Source organism: Variovorax sp. DAIF25, from assembly GCF_050711835.1.
Taxonomy (GTDB): Bacteria; Pseudomonadota; Gammaproteobacteria; order Burkholderiales; family Burkholderiaceae_C; genus Variovorax.
On the sequence record NZ_CP136636.1, the window covers coordinates 4,261,393 to 4,278,154 of the forward strand.

16 protein-coding genes are annotated in these 16,762 nt (G+C 69.8%); 5 read left to right on the top strand and 11 right to left on the bottom strand.

Annotated features, from left to right (window positions below; all coding sequences use genetic code 11):
* Positions 1 to 20: 20 nt before the first annotated feature.
* Both R0232_RS19780 and R0232_RS19785 read left to right on the top strand, forming a co-directional pair.
* The gene (locus R0232_RS19780) at positions 21 to 1,076 is read left to right on the top strand and encodes a phenylacetaldoxime dehydratase family protein (RefSeq protein ID WP_431509151.1); all 1,056 of its coding nucleotides are present in this window, start codon (positions 21 to 23) and stop codon (positions 1,074 to 1,076) included.
* Between the two features lie 56 nt (positions 1,077 to 1,132).
* Positions 1,133 to 2,572: a serine hydrolase gene (locus R0232_RS19785; RefSeq protein WP_431509152.1), complete on the top strand. Its 1,440-nt coding sequence runs from the start codon at positions 1,133 to 1,135 to the stop codon at positions 2,570 to 2,572.
* 5 nt (positions 2,573 to 2,577) lie between these two features.
* On the opposite strand, the gene R0232_RS19790 is transcribed toward R0232_RS19785, so the two are convergent.
* The 8 genes from R0232_RS19790 to R0232_RS19825 all read right to left on the bottom strand — a co-directional run bounded on the left by R0232_RS19790 (position 2,578) and on the right by R0232_RS19825 (position 10,444).
* Positions 2,578 to 4,113: a malonate--CoA ligase gene (locus R0232_RS19790; RefSeq protein ID WP_431509153.1), complete on the bottom strand. Its 1,536-nt coding sequence runs from the start codon at positions 4,111 to 4,113 to the stop codon at positions 2,578 to 2,580.
* Between the two features lie 38 nt (positions 4,114 to 4,151).
* Positions 4,152 to 4,955, bottom strand: a complete 804-nt coding sequence (locus R0232_RS19795) for an enoyl-CoA hydratase/isomerase family protein (RefSeq protein WP_296794696.1) — start codon at positions 4,953 to 4,955, stop codon at positions 4,152 to 4,154.
* Entirely contained in the window at positions 4,952 to 5,941 is a 990-nt protein-coding gene (locus tag R0232_RS19800) for a Bug family tripartite tricarboxylate transporter substrate binding protein (RefSeq protein ID WP_431509154.1), read from the bottom strand. The genes R0232_RS19795 and R0232_RS19800 overlap by 4 nt, the downstream gene beginning before the upstream one ends.
* A 75-nt stretch (positions 5,942 to 6,016) precedes the next feature.
* Positions 6,017 to 7,489 (bottom strand): malonyl-CoA decarboxylase, encoded by a 1,473-nt coding sequence (locus R0232_RS19805; RefSeq protein WP_431509155.1) that lies wholly within the window; start codon positions 7,487 to 7,489, stop codon positions 6,017 to 6,019.
* A gap of 73 nt (positions 7,490 to 7,562) precedes the next feature.
* Positions 7,563 to 8,234, bottom strand: a complete 672-nt coding sequence (locus tag R0232_RS19810) for a GntR family transcriptional regulator (RefSeq protein ID WP_093342380.1) — start codon at positions 8,232 to 8,234, stop codon at positions 7,563 to 7,565.
* Between the two features lie 204 nt (positions 8,235 to 8,438).
* Positions 8,439 to 9,293, bottom strand: a complete 855-nt coding sequence (gene lgt / locus R0232_RS19815) for a prolipoprotein diacylglyceryl transferase (protein ID WP_208513142.1) — start codon at positions 9,291 to 9,293, stop codon at positions 8,439 to 8,441.
* An 87-nt stretch (positions 9,294 to 9,380) separates the two neighbouring features.
* On the bottom strand, positions 9,381 to 9,650 hold the full coding sequence (locus tag R0232_RS19820; protein ID WP_208513143.1) for a hypothetical protein: 270 nt from the start codon (positions 9,648 to 9,650) through the stop codon (positions 9,381 to 9,383).
* Positions 9,651 to 9,670: 20 nt separating this feature from the next.
* Positions 9,671 to 10,444: an SDR family oxidoreductase gene (locus R0232_RS19825; protein ID WP_431509156.1), complete on the bottom strand. Its 774-nt coding sequence runs from the start codon at positions 10,442 to 10,444 to the stop codon at positions 9,671 to 9,673.
* Positions 10,445 to 10,593: 149 nt separating this feature from the next.
* Here R0232_RS19825 and R0232_RS19830 point away from each other — a divergent pair, with 149 nt between their 5' ends.
* Positions 10,594 to 11,565 (top strand): LysR family transcriptional regulator, encoded by a 972-nt coding sequence (locus R0232_RS19830; RefSeq protein ID WP_093342388.1) that lies wholly within the window; start codon positions 10,594 to 10,596, stop codon positions 11,563 to 11,565.
* Here R0232_RS19830 and R0232_RS19835 read toward each other — a convergent pair.
* On the bottom strand, positions 11,513 to 12,469 hold the full coding sequence (locus tag R0232_RS19835) for a LysR family transcriptional regulator (protein WP_093342389.1): 957 nt from the start codon (positions 12,467 to 12,469) through the stop codon (positions 11,513 to 11,515). The two genes, R0232_RS19830 and R0232_RS19835, sit on opposite strands and share 53 nt — an antisense overlap.
* A 110-nt stretch (positions 12,470 to 12,579) precedes the next feature.
* On the opposite strand from R0232_RS19835, the gene ilvD reads away from it, so the two are divergent.
* The gene (ilvD, locus tag R0232_RS19840) at positions 12,580 to 14,274 is read left to right on the top strand and encodes a dihydroxy-acid dehydratase (RefSeq protein ID WP_093342391.1); all 1,695 of its coding nucleotides are present in this window, start codon (positions 12,580 to 12,582) and stop codon (positions 14,272 to 14,274) included.
* 10 nt (positions 14,275 to 14,284) lie between these two features.
* Here the strand turns inward: ilvD and R0232_RS19845 are convergent, their stop codons facing one another.
* Both R0232_RS19845 and R0232_RS19850 read right to left on the bottom strand, forming a co-directional pair.
* Complete coding sequence (locus R0232_RS19845; RefSeq protein ID WP_431509157.1) at positions 14,285 to 15,979, bottom strand: SMI1/KNR4 family protein; 1,695 nt, start codon at positions 15,977 to 15,979, stop codon at positions 14,285 to 14,287.
* Positions 15,980 to 16,070: 91 nt separating this feature from the next.
* Complete coding sequence (locus tag R0232_RS19850; protein WP_093342394.1) at positions 16,071 to 16,325, bottom strand: TIGR04438 family Trp-rich protein; 255 nt, start codon at positions 16,323 to 16,325, stop codon at positions 16,071 to 16,073.
* Positions 16,326 to 16,449: 124 nt separating this feature from the next.
* On the opposite strand from R0232_RS19850, the gene R0232_RS19855 reads away from it, so the two are divergent.
* On the top strand, positions 16,450 to 16,755 hold the full coding sequence (locus R0232_RS19855) for a c-type cytochrome (RefSeq protein WP_057594543.1): 306 nt from the start codon (positions 16,450 to 16,452) through the stop codon (positions 16,753 to 16,755).
* Positions 16,756 to 16,762: the final 7 nt, after the last annotated feature.

Genomic DNA, 16,762 nt, shown 5'->3' on the forward strand with positions numbered 1-16,762 from the left:
GCGCACGAAGGAGCCGCGCCATGGAATCCGCCATCGACGAGCACCTGAAGTGCCCGCGCACGCGCACCCGCCGCGTGGAGGACGACTACACACCGCCCTACCCCGTCTGGTCGGCGCGCGCCGACCGCGCGGTCACGCAGGTGGTGATGGGCTACTTCGGCGTGCAGTCGCTCGGCGCCGCGCAGCAGGGCCGCGCCTGCGCCGCGCTGATGCGCATCGCGCGCGACTTCGCGCGGCCCGACGGCCCGCTGCACCACGACCTCACGCACTATGTCGATGCCGACGGCCACGACAACATGATCGCGATCGCTTACTGGACCGACCCGGCGGCCTTCGCGCGCTGGAGCGCCACGCCCGAGGTCGACGGCTGGTGGCAGTCGGACGAGCGGCTGCACGAGGGCCTGGGCTATTTCCGCGAGATCGTGTCGCCGCGCGTGCAGCACTTCGAGACCATGTTCAACACGCCCGACCGGCTCGAGGGCATCGGCGTGGCCATGGGCGGCGTGAGCGGCGAGCTGCAGGAGCATGGCTACTGGGGATCGATGCGCGACCGCATCCCGCTGTCGCAGACCGATCCGATGTCGCCCTCGGGCACGCGCGCGGCGATCGGCGACGCGCCCGCGCCGGGCCGGCGCGTGCGCATCGCGGGCCATGAGCACGTCGCGATGATCCGCTCGGGCCAGGAATGGACCGACACCACCGGCCAGGAGCGCACGCTCTACCTCGAGGAGATGGAGCCGGTGCTGCGCGAGGGCATGGACTTCCTGCGCGACCAGGGCCTGGCGATCGGCTGCTACAGCAACCGCTACATGCAGCATCTCGATGCGCAGGGCGCGCCGCTGCAGAAGTCCTTCGGCCTGAGCTTCTGGCACTCGCTGGCCGACATGGAGCGCTGGGCCGAATCGCATCCGACCCACGTGGCGATCTTCGGCAGCTTCATGCGTTACGTGCAGGCGCTGAACTTCCAGCTGCAGCTGCGCGTGTACCACGAGGTGTCGGTGCTCAAGGCCGACGAGCAGCGCTACGAATACGTCAACTGCCATGCGCGCACGGGACTGATGAACGGCATGGGTTGAGAACGCCGCATGACGGATGCCTTAGGATTCGCGCCCCGAACCCTAGGACCCCGATCATGTGGCGCGAATTCGAAAGCCTCGTCGAAAGCTCGATGAAGGAATGGAAGATCCCGGGGCTCGCGCTCGCGGTGATCGAAGATGGCGAGGTCTCGCTGCTGAAGGGCTATGGCGTGCGCGACCTGCGCGGCAACGAGCCCGTGACCGCCGACACGCAGTTCCTGCTGTGCTCGATCACCAAGTCGTTCACCGCGGCCGGACTCGGCCTGCTGGTCGACGAGGGCCGGCTCGCCTGGAGCCGGCCGGTGCGCGAAGTCATCCCGGAGTTCCGGCTGCACGATGCGGTGGCGACCGCGCAGCTCACGGTGCGCGACCTGCTGAGCCACCTGAGCGGCCTGCCGCGCCACGACTGGCTGCACATGCCGGCCGACCTGACGAGCGCGCAGATGCTGCCGCTGCTGCGCCACCTGGTGCCGAGCCGCGAACTGCGCGAGGCCTTCCAGTACTCGAACCTCGGCTACATGGTCGCGGGCATCGTGATCGAGCGCCTCAGCGGACAGGGCTGGCAGGACTTCGTCACCGAGCGGCTGCTCAAACCGCTGGGCTTCACGCACTACGGCTTCGGCATCGACGCGCTGGTGGCGGCCGCCGATGCGGCCCGCCCGCACACCATGGTCGAGGGCGATCCCGTGCCCGCGCAGCTGTGGCCGGTGCCGACGGCCGCGGGCGGCGGGCTCAATGCGAGCGCCGCCGATCTCGCGAAGTGGATGCGCTGCCTGCTCGACGAAGGCCGCGTGGGCGACACGCCGCTGCTGTCGGCCAAGACGGTGCGCGAGATGGGCATGCCGCGCGCCTGGATGTCGCGCTCCGAGCATGCGGAGATCGGCGATTCGCACTACGGCCTGGGCCTGTTCTGCGAGAACTACCGCGGCGACCGCACGCTCGCGCATTCGGGCTCGTGGTTCGGCTGGGCCACGCTGATGACCGTGGTGCCCTCGCGCCGCGCAGGCGTTGCGGTGCTGACCAACCGGGCGCCGGGTGCCGTGCCCTCGATCCTGACCTTCGCGGCGCTCGATCGCATCGCGGGCCGCGAGCCGGTCGACTGGTTCCAGCGGCTGCTCACGAAGCGCCGCGCCGACCTGGTGCAGCAGCGGGTCGACGAGAAGGCGCGCACGGACCGGCGCCGCACCGGCACGCAGCCCAGCCATGCGCTCGAGGAATACGCGGGCCGCTACGAGCATCCGGCCTACGGCTGCATCGAGATCGCGCACGAGGGCGACCACCTCGCCTGGCACTGGCGCGGCGCCGCTGGCGCGCTCACGCACTGGCACTACGACATGTTCGTCACGCCGGACCGGCCGACGGTGTTCCACCCCGACAACCTCGCGCTGAGCTTTCTCTACGACCGCGCGGGCCGCATCGACCGCATCGCGGTGCCCTTCGAGCCGATGGTGGAGGACATCGTGTTCAGGCGCGCGAAGGACGCGCCCGAGGCCTGAAAAAACTAGGCGAACAAGCCCTTGTGCTCGCCGCGCAGCAGCGCCTTCTGCACCTTGCCCATGGTGTTGCGCGGCAGCTCCGGCACGATGAAGCAGCGCTTCGGGATCTTGAAGTTCGCGAGCTTCGCCTTGAGCTCGGCCACGATCGCGTCGCCATCGAGCGTGGCGCCGGGCTTGGCGATGACGATCGCCACGCCGACCTCGCCGAAGTCGGGGTGCGGCACGCCGACCACCGCGCTCTCGGCCACGCCGGCCATCTCGTTGATGTAGCCCTCGATCTCGGCCGGATAGACGTTGTAGCCGCCGCTGATGATCAGGTCCTTGCTGCGCCCGACGATGGTGATGTAGCCGCGGCCGTCGATCTTGCCCACGTCGCCGGTCTTGAAGAAGCCGTCGGCCGTGAACTCCTCCTTGGTCTTCTCGGGCATGCGCCAGTAGCCCGCGAACACGTTGGGACCGCTGACCTCGATGCCGCCGATCTCGTCGGTGGTGCAGTCGCGGCCCTGGTCGTCGCGCACGCGCAGCTGCACGCCCGGCAGCGCGAAGCCGACGGTGCCGCCGCGGCGCTCGCCCTGCTCGGGGCGGTAGGGGTTCGAGGTCAGCATGATGGTCTCGCTCATGCCGTAGCGCTCGAGGATGGTGTGGCCGGTGCGCTCGCGCCACTCGTCGAAGGTCTCGATCAGCAGCGGCGCGGAACCCGCGACGAACAGCCGCATGTTGCGCACCGCCTCGCGCGTGAGGCCGGGCTCGGCCAGCAGGCGCACGTAGAGCGTGGGCACGCCCATGAACACGGTGGCCTCGGGCAGCTTCGCGGCGATGCGCTTGGGATCGAACTTCGAGAACCAGAGGATCTTGCTGCCGTTGAGCAGCGCGCCGTGCAGCGCCACGAACAGGCCGTGCACGTGGAAGATCGGCAGCGCATGGATCAGCACGTCGCCCTCGGTCCAGCCCCAGTAGTCCTTGAGCACCTCGGCATTCGACAGCAGGTTGCCGTGCGTGAGCATCGCGCCCTTGCTGCGGCCGGTGGTGCCGCTGGTGTAGAGGATCGCGGCCAGGTCGTCGGCCGACTTCGTGGCCGGCTTGTGCACGTCGCTGCAGCTGGCCGCGACCTCGAGCAGGGTGCCGCTGCGGTCGTCGTCGAGCGTGAACACGTGGCGGGTGCCGGCGGCCGTGGCCAGCGGCGCCACCCAGGCCGCGTTGCGGCTGGTGCAGACCACCACCGCGGGCTCGGCGTTGCCGATGAAGTACTCGATCTCGGCGCTCTGGTAGGCGGTGTTGAGCGGCAGGAACACATAGCCCGCGCGCAGGGTCGCGAGGTACAGCAGCATCGCCTCGACCGACTTCTCGACCTGCACCGCGATGCGCGCGCCCTTCTCGAGCTTCAGCGCATCGAGCAGGTTGGCGATCATCGCGCTCGCGCGGTCGAGGTCGCGCCACGAGTACGCGAGGCCGTTGTCGGTCTCGACCGCGATGGCATCGAGGTCGGCGGGAAAGGCCGCGCGCAGGGCGGCGAACAGGTTGGCGTTGGCGGTCTTCTTCATCGGTCGGACTTCACAGGAGGCGGAAAACGAAAGGCGGGTCAGAAATCGGGCGCGCGCTTGGCGAGGAAGGCGGCGATGCCTTCGCGGTGCTCGGCCGAGTCGGCGTAGTCGTAGGCGGTGGCGACCAGCGCGGCGACCGGCTCCACCTCGGGCGGCGCGGTGTTGGCGCCGGTCACGGCATGGTGCAGCACGGCGAAGGTGCGCTTGTGCATGCGCGCGGTCTGCGGCGCGAGCCGCGCGATGCGCTCTGCATGCGCCTCGGCCGCGGCGGCCACCTCGGCATCGGGCAGCACCGACAGCAGGAAGCCCGCGTGGTAGAGCCGCGTGGCGTCGTGCACGCCGGCGGCCAGCAGCATGTCGCGCGCCAGCGTGTCGCCGATGGCGCCATGCACCAGCGCGGCCTCGCGCGGCGCCATCGGAAAGCCGAGCTTCGCGATCGGCGCGCCGAACTTCGACGAGGCGCCCGCGAGGCGGATGTCGCAGCAGCTCGCGATCTCGATGCCGGCGCCCATGCAGGCGCCCTCGATCTGCGCGACCAGCGGCAGCGGGCAGTCGAGCAGCGCCTGCAGCGCGGCCCAGACCTCGTTCTCATGGAATTCGCGCAGGCTCGCGGCCTCGAAGCGGAACGACGGGTACTCGGAGATGTCGCCGCCCGCGCAGAAGGCGCCGCCCTCCCCGCGCACGATCACGCAACGCAGCGCCGGGTCGGCGCCGAGGCCGGCCACCAGCGCGCGCAGCTCGCGCCACATCGCGCGCGTCATCGCGTTCAGGCGCGCCGGGTTCGACAGCGTGAGGAACGCGAGCGCGCCCTCGCGGCGCAGGCTGACGCTGCCCGCGCTCATTCGAGCTTGGCGCCCGAGGCCTTGACCACGGCGGCCCAGCGCTTGATCTCCGAATTGACGAAGCCGCCGTACGCGGCCATGGTCAGGTTCGGGATCTCGGAGCCGTTCTGCGCCCAGATGGCCTTGAGCTCGTCGCTCGCGAGCGATTTCTTCATGTCCTCGACCACCTTGGCCTGCACGTCGGCCGGCGTGCCCTTGGGCGTCCAGAGGCCGTACCAGGTGGTCACCGTGTAGTCGGGCAGGCCCACCTCGGCCGCGCAGGGCACGTCGGGGAAGGCCGGGTTGCGCTTGGCGCCCGCGACCATCAGCGCCTTGATGCGGCCGCTCTTGATGTGCTGCGCCGAGGAGCCCAAGCCGTCGAACATCAGGTCGACGTTGCCCGAGATCAGGTCGGCCAGCGCCGGGCCCGCGCCGCGATACGGGATGTGGGTGATGAAGGTGCTGGTCTGGATCTTGAACAGCTCGCCCGCCAGGTGGTGCGAGGTGCCCGCGCCGGCCGAACCGTAGTTGAACTTGCCGGGGCTGCGCTTCACCAGCGCGATGAATTCCTGGATGGTCGCGGCCGGCACGCGCCTGGGGTTGACCACCACCACCTGCGGCACGTTGGCCAGCAGCATCAGCGGCACGAAGTCCTTCTCGATGTCGTAGTCGAGCTTGGGATAGATCGAGGGCGCGATCGCGTGGTGCACCGCGCCCATGAACAACGTGTAGCCGTCGGCCGGCGCCTTGGAGGCGATGCTCGCACCCAGCGTGCCGCCCGCGCCGCCGCGGTTGTCGATCACCAGGGTCTGGCTCGTGAGCTTGGCGAACTGGCCCGACAGCGGACGCGCGAAGGCGTCGGTGCCGCCGCCGGCCGGGAACGGCACGACCACGTTGACCGGCTTGGTCGGCCAGTTGCTCTGCGCGGTCGCGGCGCCGCCGCAAAGAACCGCCGCGCCCGCAGCCGCCAGGCGCAACACGTCGCGCCGCTGAAAACTCTGGTTCATCTGTCTCATCTCCTGTCGTTGTGGATCGCCGCGGATGCGACGGCCGGCGCTGTTTGCGCCGGGCTTGAGGCCCGATCAGCCTTTTTTGAAAAACAGACTTTCGACGTCCCCCGACACGGCCACCTTGCCCTCGGCGAGCCAGTCGCGGTGCCGGTCGAGACGCTTGAGATCGTAAAGGTAGTTCACCATGAGGCCATAGGACTGCTTCTGTCCCTTGGGCGACGGATCGCCGGCCCAGTTGAGGCGCTCGACGCGCGCGCCGTTGCCCAGGTGGAAGCGCGCGACCGGGTCGGCCGGCGTGCCGTCGACCAGCGAGCGGCCCAGGTACTCGGCCGCGCACTGCAGCAGCCACTGGCGCAGCGGCGACTTGGCATCCAGGCTCGCGGCGGCATCGACGGCGGCCAGCAGCCGGTCGGCCGTGGGCGGCAGCGAGCCCACGAGCCGGCCGATCTCGGCGGCGCGCTTCTCGTCGAGGCGCGCGACCATGTCCGGCGCGTTCTTCGCGAGCCAGGTGCGAAAGCCCGGGATCGGCGACAGCGTGGCGAAGGTCTTCAGCCGCGGCAGCTCGTCCTGCAGGGTCTCGACCACGCGCTTGATCAGCGAGTCGCCGAAGCTCACGCCGCGCAGGCCGTTCTGCGTGTTGCTGATCGAATAGAAGATCGCGGTGGTGGCGCGCGCCGGCGGCACCGGCACGGCGGCCTCGTCGAGCAGCGGCGTGATGCCGTCGCTCACGCGGTCGACCAGCGCCACCTCGACGAAGATCAGCGGCTCGTTGGGCAGCCGCGGATGGAAGAAGCCGTAGCAGCGGCGGTCGCTGTCGTCGAGCCGGTTCTTCACGTCGTTCCAGCTCTTGATGTCGTGCACCGCCTCGTAGCGGATCAGCTTCTCGATCAGCGAGGCCGGCGAGTTCCAGTCGATGCGGCGCAGTTCGAGGAAGGCGACGTCGAACCAGGTCGAGAACAGCTGCTCGAGCTCGGCGTCGAGCGCGAGCAGGCGGCGGTCGCCCTTGAGGCCGGGCAGCAGTTCGGCGCGCAGGTCGACCAAAAAGCGCATGCCCGCGGGCTCGACCGCGAAACGCTGCAGGAGGCGCATGCGCGGCGACACCAGCGCGCGGCGCAGCTTGAGCTCGGCCTGGCCCTCGTCGGGCGTGCCGACGGCGGCCTGGTGCTGGTCGCGCGCGGTCTTGAGCTTCTGTGCGTCGGCGGCGAAATGCTCGCTCATCAGCGCCCAGAAATCGCGCCGCTCCTCGGGCGTGGCGGCCGCGTATTCGACCGCGATGGCATGGGCGCGGCGGCCGCCTTCGACCTCGCTCACGCGCGGGTCGATCACCGACTGCATCGCGGCCAGCACGCGGCGCAGCGCGCGCGGCGACAGTGCCTCGTCGGCCTTGCGCAGGGTGGCCTCGAGCCGCTCCGCGGTGGTGCGGGCGCTTGGCTTGGGCGCCGACTTGGCGGCGCCCTTGGCCGGCGCGTCGGAGGCCACCGGCACCTTGCGTTCGTTCTTGTCGCCCGTGCGCAATCGCGCCTGGAACCATTCGGTCGCACTCATCGTGGATGCACTCCCATGCAGAAAGAAAAAGACGAAGAAGAGATGGCGGACGCGGACGCGACGGCCCCGCGCTTCATGGCATGACCCGCGATTTCTGCTGGTTGCGCATCACCTCGCGCAGCGCCTCGCGCTGGCGCGTCATGTGGGTGCGCATCGCGGCATCGGCGCCTTCGCTGTCGCGCGCCTTGAGCGCCGCGAACACCGCGAGATGCTCCGACAGGCTCTGCTCGAGCCGGCCCGGCGCATGCAACTGCTGCTGGCGTGCGAGCTTGAGGATCTTGCGCAGGTCGCCGATCACCTGGGCCAGCCACTTGTTGTCGGCCAGCTGGATGATGGCTTCGTGGATCAGATGGTTGGTGGCGTAGTAGTCGTTGATGCGCTTGGCCTTGGCGTGGCGCACCAGCCGCTCGTGCAGGGCGTCGAGCTCGTGCAACTCGGCATCGCTGGCGTTGCGCGCCGCCTCGAAGGCGCAGCGGCCCTCGAGCAGCGCGATGACCGGGAAGATCTCGTCGAGGTCGCGCTCGGTCACCTCGCGCACGAAGCAGCCGCGGCGCGGCTCGTGGCGCAGCAGGCCCTCGGCCGTGAGCACCTTGAGCGCCTCGCGCAGCGGCGTGCGCGAGATCGACAGCCGCTCGCACAGCGCGACCTCGTCGACGAAGCTGCCGGGCGCCAGGGTGCCGTCGAAGATCTGCTCGCGCAGCGTGGTGGCGACTTCGTCGTGCAGGGAGTTGTGGACCAAGCGCATGGCGGGTTCGATCGCGTAATTTCCTGTAATTACGCGTAATTCTGAGCCCGGACGCGAAGCAGCGCAAGGGCCGCGCGCGAAACGCGGGGCTCCGGACTTACCCTGGTCAGACGATAGGTTGCGTGGCCGGCGGTGCGGCACGCAGGGGGAGCAGCGAGTGCGCGACGGGGCGGTGCCCCGCCCTCCCCGCCTCCCGGTGCGGCCTCAGGCCTTGCTCGCGACCGGCACGGCCTGCTCGCGGCGCGAGGCCCAGACCCACAGCGCGATGCCGCCCAGGATCATCGGCACGCAGAGCCACTGGCCCTGGCTCAGGTCGAGGGCGCGCAGGCCCAGCTCGTTGCCCGGGTGGGCAAAGATCTTGTCGGGCTCGCGGAAGAACTCGGCGATGAAACGGAAGATGCCGTAGCCGACCAGGAAGGCGGCCGACACCTGGGCCTGCTTGCGCGGCTTGCGCGCGTAGAGCCACAGCAGCACGAACAGCAGCAGCCCCTCGAGCAGGAACTGGTAGACCTGCGAGGGATGGCGCGGCAGCATCGAGCCGCTCTGCGGGAACACCATGCCCCAGGGCAGGTCGGGGCTGCTGAAGCGGCCCCAGAGTTCGCCATTGATGAAGTTGCCCACGCGCCCCGCCGCGAGGCCGGTGGGCACGCAGGGTGCGACGAAGTCCATCACCTGCCAGAACGGCCGCGCGCGCGAACGCGCGAACCAGACCATGGCCGCGATCACGCCGAGCATGCCGCCATGGAAGCTCATGCCGCCCTCCCAGACCTTGAAGATCTCGAGCGGATTGAACAGGTAGAACTCGGGCCGGTAGAACAGGCAGTAGCCGAGCCGCCCGCCGACGATGACGCCGACCACGCCGAGGAACAGGATGTCCTCGATGTCCTTGCGCTGCCAGGCCCCGGCGCCCACCAGGCTGCGATAGGGCTCGTGCCCGAGCCGGCGCGTGCCGAGGAAATAGAACAGCGCGAAGGCCGCCAGGTAGGTCAGGCCGTACCAGTGGATGGCGATCGGCCCGAGCTGCAGGGCGATGGGATTGATCTGCGGATACATGAGCATCCGCGGATTGTGCCCGCGCCGCATGACGCGGCCGGGGGCGTGGGGGCATCCGGGCACGCGGCCCGACGCCCCGCCACCCTCAGGCGCTCAGCGCCCGAATTTCCACCACACCAGGCCGGCCACCGCGGCCGGCACGGCGAACACCAGCAGGAAGATCGGCAGTTCCTCGGCCACGCTGTAGCCGGCCTCGATCACCCCCACCGCCATGTTGATGCCGGCACCGATGAACCAGGCCGGCACGAACCACATCGCGGCCGTGCTCAGGGCCGCGTCGCCGCTGCCGCCCAGCACGCGGCCGGCCAGCAGAAAAAGGGCCAGCAGCACGAAGCCGCTGCCCATCACGATGAGCGTATGCATCGCTTGCTCGGTGCGATGCGTCAGCGCGTGGTGTAGCCGCCGTTGGCGAAGATGGTCTGGCCGGTGATCCACCAGCCCTCGGTGACCAGGAAGCGCACGATGGGCGCGATGTCCTCGATGTCGGTCAGGCCCTTCTTCGAGAACTTGCTGAGCGCGGCGGCGCTGCTGTGGTAGTCCACCGCCTCCTTGCTCTCCTGGCCGTAGAAGAACGGCGTGTCCATCGGGCCGGGGCCGATCGCGTTGACCGAGATGCCGCGGTCGCCGAACTCCTTGGAGGCGGCGCGCGTGTAGTGCTCCACCGCGGCCTTCGAGCCCGGGTAGATCGCATAGAACGGCGTGTAGGCCGCGAGCAGCGAGCTCACGATGGTGACGATGCTGCCGCCCTCGGCCAGCGTGCGGCCGGCCTGCTGGATGAAGAAGAAGGCGGCCTTGGCATTGGCGTCGAAGCTCTTGTCGTAGTCGGCTTCGGTGACCTCGAGGATCGGCTTCTTGATGACCACGCCCGCGGTGTTGATCGCGATGTCGACCTGGCCGAACTGCTTGACGGCCTGGTCGAACAGCTTGACGTTGTTCTCGACCACCGCGAGGTCGCCCTGCACCAGCAGGGTGTCGGCGCCCTTGGCCTTGAGGGCGGCGGCGGTCTTCTCGGCATCGGCGCGCGAGCTGTCGCTGTTGTAGTGGATGGCGACGCCGCGCACGCCCCCGTCGACCAGCTGTTCGGCGACGAGCGCGCCGAGGTTCTTGCCGCCGCCGGCGATGACGGCGACCTTGTTCTTCAGTGTGCGTGCGGACATGGAAATCTCCTGGGTTGAAAGCCATTGATGTGTGACACGAGGCGCAGTGTATTGATCGCCAGACGGCCGATAAATAGGCAATTCGAGGCTAGACTGTTTGGAAATCCCCGAACAATCGGCCGCCCTCGCGATACACCCGGACCCTTCTCATGGACCGCATCGACCTCCTCCAGGTCTTCCTGCGCGTGGCCGAATCCGGCAGCTTCACGCGCGCGGCCGACCGCCTCGGCCTGCCGCGCGCCACCATCTCGACCGCGGTGCAGCAGCTCGAGGCGCGGCTGGGCTCGCGGCTGCTCCACCGCACCACGCGGCGCGTGGGCCTCACGCCCGACGGCGAGGTGCTGCTCGAGCGCGCCCGCGCGCTGGTGGCCGACATGGACGACCTCGAGCAGCAGTTCCTGCCCACGCACGGCAGCGTGGGCGGGCGGCTCAAGGTCGACGTGCCCAGCCGCATCGCGCGGCTGCTGATCGCGCCCGCGCTGCCGGACTTCTTCGCGCGCTATCCGGCGCTCGAGCTCGAACTCGGCTCGAGCGACCGCGCGGTCGACCTGGTGCACGAGGGCGTGGACTGCGCGCTGCGCGTGGGGCCGCTGGCCAGCAGCAGCCTGGTGGCGCGGCCGCTCGGGCACTTCACGCTGGTCAACTGCGCGAGCCCGGCCTACCTGGCGCGGCACGGCACGCCGCGCACGCCGGCCGAGCTGCCGCAACACCTGGCGGTGAACTACGCCTCGCCGACCAGCGGCCGCGCGGCGCCCTGGGAATGGCAGCGCGACGGCGAGACCGCCTCGCTGCGCATGCGCAGCCAGGTGACGGCCAACAACGCCGAGACCTACATCGCCTGCGCGCTCGCGGGCCTGGGGCTGATCCAGATCCCGCTGTACGACGTGCGCACGCAGCTCGCGGCCGGCGAGCTGGTCGAGCTGATGCCCGACGCACGCGCCGAGCCGCTGCCGGTGCACCTGGTGTATCCGCACCGGCGCAACCTGTCGCGGCGCATGCAGGCCTTCGCGGGCTGGCTCGAGACGCTGCTGGCCTCGGCTCTCGACGGACCGCCGCCCGCTCCCGCCGCTATTTCGCGCCGCGCGCGGCCGCCGGCTGGCGCTCCTGCACGAACGCGATGAAGCGCTCGAGCGCCGGGTTGGCGGCCTCGGCCGGCCACACCAGGCTGGTTTCGCAGCGCGGCAGCACCGGCACGGCGCGGCGCCGGCCCGCGGGCGCGAACTCGTCGGCGCCGCGGTAGACCACGCCCGCGCGGCGGAACTGCGTGACGCTCTCGGGCACCCAGGCCACGCCGATGCCGCCCGAGACCAGGTTGACGATGGTCTGCATCTGGATCGCTTCCTGCGCCAGCTGCGGCGCGCGCCCGGCCGCGTGGTAGAGCGCGAAGACCGCATCGTGCAGCGAAGGCACGATGCGGCGCGGGAAGATCACCAGCGGCTCGGCCAGCACCTCGGCCAGCGGCAGCTTCTCGGCGCTCGCGAGCGCATGCCGCTGCGGCAGCGCCAGCACCAGCGGCTCCTGCGACACCGCCAGCCGCGCCAGCCCCGGCGGCGCGGCGCCCGGCGAATGCAGCATCAGGCCGGCATCGATCTCGCCGCGCGCGAAGGCCTCGAGCTGCACGTCGCCCGTGGCCTCGACCAGCTCGAGCGCCACCTCGGGACAGAGCACGCGGAACTCGCGCACCCAGTCGGGCAACTGCTCGAAGCCCACGGTCGAGACGAAGGCGATGCGCACCCGGCCCACCTGTCCGGCCGCGGCAGCGCGGGCGCGCGCCGGCAGGGCCTGGGCCCGCGCCAGCAGCTCGCGCACGTCGGGCAGCAGCGCCTCGCCGGCCGGCGTGAGCGCCACCCGGCGCCGCGTGCGGTCGAACAGCACCACGCCCAGGGTCTTCTCGAGCTGGGCGATGGCCTGCGTGACCGGCGGCTGGGTCATGTGCAGGCGCTGCGCGGCGCGGCCGAAATGCAGTTCCTCGGCCACGGCCACGAACTGGCGCCAGGCCCGCAGGTCGATCAGGCTTTCATTCATATGCCAAGCATATCAATCGGCCTCTCAAAATGGATTGGAAGCAATCAATCAGAAGTCCGATACTTGGCGCTCCCCGGTTTTCCCTCCCCACGATCGAAGAGACACCCACCATGGACACCAAGCCAATCCAGATCAATCGCCGCAGCGCCAACATCGTCGAAGGCAAGAGCCGCGCGCCCAACCGTTCGATGTTCTACGCGATGGGCTACGAGGAAGGCGACTTCAAGAAGCCGATGGTCGGCGTCGCCAACGGCCACAGCACCATCACGCCCTGCAACTCGGGCCTGCAGAAGCTGGCCGACGCGGCCATCGCGGGCATCGAGGAAGCCGGCGGCAACGCGCAGGTGTTCGGCACCCCCACCATCTCCGACGGCATGGCCATGGGCACCGAAGGCATGAAGTACTCGCTGGTGAGCCGCGAGGTCATCTCCGACTGCATCGAGACCTGCGTCGGCGGCCAGTGGATGGACGGCGTGCTGGTGGTCGGCGGCTGCGACAAGAACATGCCCGGCGGCCTGATGGGCATGCTGCGCGCCAACGTGCCCGCCATCTACGTCTACGGCGGCACCATCCTGCCGGGCCGCTACAAGGGCCAGGACCTCAACATCGTCAGCGTGTTCGAGGCCGTGGGCCAGAACGCCGCCGGCAACATGAGCGACGAGGACCTGCACGAGATCGAGAAGCGCGCCATCCCCGGCACCGGCTCCTGCGGCGGCATGTACACGGCCAACACCATGTCGAGCGCCTTCGAGGCCCTCGGCATCTCGCTGCCCTACTCGTCGACCATGGCGAACCCGCACGACGAGAAGGCCAACTCGGCCAAGGAATCGGCCAAGGTGCTGATCGAGGCGATCAAGAAGGACCTGAAGCCGCGCGACATCGTGACCAAGAAGGCGATCGAGAACGCGGTGGCCGTGATCATGGCCACGGGCGGCTCGACCAACGCGGTGCTGCACTTCCTCGCGATCGCGCACGCGGCCGAGGTCGAATGGACCATCGACGACTTCGAGCGCATGCGCAAGAAGGTGCCGGTGATCTGCGACCTGAAGCCCTCGGGCAAGTACCTCGCGGTCGACCTGCACCAGGCCGGCGGCATTCCGCAGGTCATGAAGGTGCTGCTCAACGCCGGCCTGCTGCATGGCGACTGCGTCACCATCAGCGGCCAGACCATCGCCGAAGTGCTCAAGGACGTGCCCGACGTGCCGCGCGCCGACCAGGACGTGATCCGCCCGATCGACAAGCCGATGTACGACGAAGGCCACCTGGCCATCCTCAAGGGCAACCTGTCACCCGAAGGCGCGGTCGCCAAGATCACCGGCCTCAAGAACCCGGTCATCACCGGCCCGGCGCGCGTGTTCGACGACGAGCAGTCGGCGCTCAAGGCCATCCTCGACGGCAAGATCGTGGCCGGCGACGTGATGGTGCTGCGCTACCTCGGTCCCAAGGGCGGCCCGGGCATGCCCGAGATGCTGGCGCCCACGGGCGCGCTGATCGGCGCGGGCCTCGGCGAGAGCGTGGGCCTGATCACCGATGGCCGCTTCTCGGGCGGCACCTGGGGCATGGTGGTGGGCCACGTGGCGCCCGAAGCGGCGGCCGGCGGCACCATCGCCTTCGTGAACGAGGGCGACTCGATCACCATCGACGCGCATGCGCTCAAGCTCGAGCTCAACGTGCCCGAGGCCGAGATCGCCAAGCGCCGCGAAGGCTGGAAGGCCCCGGCCCCGCGCTACACGCGCGGCGTGCAGGCCAAGTTCGCGTTCAATGCCTCGAGCGCGAGCTCGGGCGCGGTGCTCGACAAGTTCTGAAGCCCGGCGTTCAGGCCGTGGCGGCCGGCGGCTGCCACGGTTTCGCCACGTCCTCGTAGCCGATGGACTTCGGGCGCAGGCGCGGCAACAGGTCGTCGAAGCGCTCGAAACGCAGCACTTCGCGCGGCGGACCGCGGTCCAGGTCGTCCACGACCAGCACGGCCGGGGCCTGCGCGCCGCTGTCGCGATAGTCGAGCATGACCACCCTGCCGTGGTCGGCCTCGAGCACCACGAGGCGCTGCGGCGCGTCGAAGCCTTGCTTCCACGGCGTTTCTCCCGGCGGGAACACGATGCGGTCCGACAGCTCGGCCAGCGTCGCGAGGTATTCCATCGGCATCAGGTAGCGCAGGACCTCGCTGTACGGCTGGCCTTCGCCGTCGGCGATGTCGACCCAGCGGCACGAGACGCCGCCGCCATTCTTCACGCGCCACAGCGCCACGAGCGCGCCCGGCAGCCGCAGGCCCAGCCGCGCCTCGGTCTGCGCGACCAGCGCATCGTCGGCCGTCAGTTGCGGCTCGGAACCGTCCTTGCGCTGCGCCGCGTTGAGGTAGAAGAAATGAGGCTGCGCCTCGCCCCAGAACATCGAGGCACGCCATTGCTCGGGGGCCTCGCCCAGCGGCGGGCCGAGATCGCGCGCGACCGTTCGCGCCACGCCGCGCTCCGGGCGCACGCGCCGCAGCGCCGCGAGGAAATCGTCGAAGTTCTCGAAGGCGATGTCGACCGGCTCCACGCCGGGCTGCTTGCCGAAGTCCACGATCAGCACCCGCGCCTGCGGCCCGCGCGTGTAGTCGAGCAGGGTCATGTCGCCATAGCGGGCCTGCAGCACCACCAGCCTGTCGGCGCCGGCCGGCACGTCCTCGGGCTCGTGCGTGAAGTCCTCGTAGTGCTCGGCCACGGTGCGCAGCTTCTCCACGGCCACGAGGCTCGAATAGTCGATGGAGAAAGCGCCGCGCCAGTCGTCGTAGAACGGGCCGGCATCGCGCTTCAACGGCACGTAGAGCCAGCCCACGTAGCCGCCGTTCATCCGGCCATAGAGCTCGCGCAGCGTGTCAGGCAGGCGAAAACCCAGCCGCGCCTCGGCGGCCGCGAGCATGGCTTCGCTGGCCGCGAACGGCGGCTTCTCGACCGGTGTGCCGCGCTGCGCGAGCGCTTCGCGCGCGGCGTTCTTGCGCCAGTACCCGGGGGACTCGAAGAAGGTGTCGTGATTCAGCGGCGTCGGGTCGATGTCGAGTTCGGGCTCGGCTTCCGGTGCGGGCGATGGCGTGCCGACCATCGGCTCGGGCGCCGCGGGCGATGCCTTCGACTCGAGCCCGATGATCGCCGCGCTCACAGCGACCGCCACGACGAACAGCGCCGCGGCCCATTGAACGTCCGACGTCGAGAACGCAGCGATCGGCGCGGCCGGCGCCAGCAGCATGCTCAGCCCCAGCCCGAGCAGGTAGAACACGCCCGCGAGCACCGCCTGGATCGGCAGCGTCACCAACGCCGACAGCACGATCCGCTTCGCGCCGCCGAGCCGCCAGGCCAAGGTCCAGGCCTTCCACTTGCCGAGCGCATAGAGCACGGTGAACAGCGGCGTCGCCAGCAGCACGATCCATGGCGAGCGAAGCAGCCAGCCGGCCGCGCCCATGGCCAGCACGATCAACAAGCCCATGGCGATCCGCAGCACGGGTGCGAGCCCGCTCGACGACATGCGTGTGGTCATTTCGATCCTCCCCGGTGAAGCGCCGCGATGCATGCGGCGCGTCGGAAGAGTTTCACATGCGGACCACGGCGGGCCCGTCAGCGCAGAGGAGTCAGCGGCGTGGGCGCGATCCGCTGCCGGTCTTCAGGCCCATGTTGGTCTTCTGCCGGTCGATGCGCGCCTGGCGGCGCGCGTCCTCGCGCTCGACCACCTTGCGCTTGGTGTAGCCCGAGGCATCGGCCCAGGCCCACCAGGCCATGGCGAGCGCGAAGGGAATCAGCACGATCCACCAGCTCCAGGTGGCGACCGGGCCGACTTCGAAGTATTTGAGGGCCACGCCCAGGATGCCCAGCACCAGAAACCACATCGCGAATCCCTTCGGGTCGTGTCGCGCGATGCGGTCGCACGCCGGCGGTCGGTGCTCCCTACAATCATCGCGTTGAGCCGTCGAATGTAACTCAGCCCTTACATAAACAGAGAATCCGATCCCCATGAAAAGAGCCCTGCTGTTCGCGACCCTGGCCCTCGGCCTGGCAGCCCCCGCCTTCGCCGACCTGGCGCTGGCCACCTCGAAGAACTGCATGAGCTGTCATGCGGTCGAGCGCAAGGTGCTCGGCCCCTCGTTCAAGGACGTGGCGGCCAAATACAAGGACAACGCGGGCGCGGCCGACATGCTGGCCGGCAAGATCATCAAGGGCGGCTCGGGCGTGTGGGGCCCGGTGCCGATGCCGGCCAACAACCAGGTCAGCGAAGCCGACGCGAAGAAGCTCGCGGCCTGGATCCTGTCGACGAAGTAAGGCCGGT

Coding starts and splice junctions, on each gene's coding strand:
- R0232_RS19850 (WP_093342394.1), bottom strand. CDS start 16,325: ATGTGGTTTCTGGTGCTGGGCATCCTGGGCGTGGCCCTCAAATACTTC.
- R0232_RS19830 (WP_093342388.1), top strand. CDS start 10,594: ATGGACCGCATCGACCTCCTCCAGGTCTTCCTGCGCGTGGCCGAATCC.
- R0232_RS19780 (WP_431509151.1), top strand. CDS start 21: ATGGAATCCGCCATCGACGAGCACCTGAAGTGCCCGCGCACGCGCACC.
- R0232_RS19820 (WP_208513143.1), bottom strand. CDS start 9,650: ATGCATACGCTCATCGTGATGGGCAGCGGCTTCGTGCTGCTGGCCCTT.
- R0232_RS19835 (WP_093342389.1), bottom strand. CDS start 12,469: ATGAATGAAAGCCTGATCGACCTGCGGGCCTGGCGCCAGTTCGTGGCC.
- R0232_RS19795 (WP_296794696.1), bottom strand. CDS start 4,955: ATGAGCGCGGGCAGCGTCAGCCTGCGCCGCGAGGGCGCGCTCGCGTTC.
- R0232_RS19785 (WP_431509152.1), top strand. CDS start 1,133: ATGTGGCGCGAATTCGAAAGCCTCGTCGAAAGCTCGATGAAGGAATGG.
- R0232_RS19805 (WP_431509155.1), bottom strand. CDS start 7,489: ATGAGTGCGACCGAATGGTTCCAGGCGCGATTGCGCACGGGCGACAAG.
- R0232_RS19855 (WP_057594543.1), top strand. CDS start 16,450: ATGAAAAGAGCCCTGCTGTTCGCGACCCTGGCCCTCGGCCTGGCAGCC.
- ilvD (WP_093342391.1), top strand. CDS start 12,580: ATGGACACCAAGCCAATCCAGATCAATCGCCGCAGCGCCAACATCGTC.
- R0232_RS19825 (WP_431509156.1), bottom strand. CDS start 10,444: ATGTCCGCACGCACACTGAAGAACAAGGTCGCCGTCATCGCCGGCGGC.
- R0232_RS19790 (WP_431509153.1), bottom strand. CDS start 4,113: ATGAAGAAGACCGCCAACGCCAACCTGTTCGCCGCCCTGCGCGCGGCC.
- R0232_RS19810 (WP_093342380.1), bottom strand. CDS start 8,234: ATGCGCTTGGTCCACAACTCCCTGCACGACGAAGTCGCCACCACGCTG.
- lgt (WP_208513142.1), bottom strand. CDS start 9,293: ATGCTCATGTATCCGCAGATCAATCCCATCGCCCTGCAGCTCGGGCCG.
- R0232_RS19800 (WP_431509154.1), bottom strand. CDS start 5,941: ATGAACCAGAGTTTTCAGCGGCGCGACGTGTTGCGCCTGGCGGCTGCG.
- R0232_RS19845 (WP_431509157.1), bottom strand. CDS start 15,979: ATGACCACACGCATGTCGTCGAGCGGGCTCGCACCCGTGCTGCGGATC.